General features: G+C 49.8%; 1 pseudogene. It reads left to right on the forward strand.

Features of this window, described 5'->3' with window-relative positions:
* Positions 1 to 518, forward strand: a pseudogene (locus tag KNP99_RS15205) (copper amine oxidase); the annotation flags it as partial.

A 518-nucleotide genomic window follows, 5' to 3' on the forward strand; every position in this document is an offset into this window, starting at 1 on the left:
TTCAAAGCCGCAATCAAATCAATTTACGGTGAAGCCGGTGCAGATCAGTTCGAGCAAGCTTGGACGAAAAATCACATCGAAGCACAAGCAAACCTCGTCACAGCAGCCATTAACGATGACAAAAAAATGATGGCTGACGCTCAAGACATGCTTAAAATGTTCTCGAACGACTTCGGTGCGTTCCTCGGAGCAGCAACGGAAGAAAACCTTCCGACGAAAGCAGCACAAGAAGCAGTCGCTGGCCATGAAACATATGTCCAAGACACGTTCATGCAGTACACGGAAGGCGACTACAAAGGATCAGTCGATACGTTCCGCGAGTCATATGCTTACATGTACGGTGTCGGTGAAAACCTCGGTAACGCGATCGTCATGCAATCTCCTGAGAAATTCATGGACGGTACACCAGGTTCAATGCCGAACACAGGTAACGGCGGCATGAGCGACACAAGCAACAACGCAACAACAGGTGCACTCGCACTCTTCGGTCTTGCACTCGGTGCAGCTGGAATCGTCGT

Source organism: Exiguobacterium sp. s95, from assembly GCF_018618655.1.
GTDB lineage: Bacteria > Bacillota > Bacilli > Exiguobacteriales > Exiguobacteriaceae > Exiguobacterium_A > Exiguobacterium_A oxidotolerans.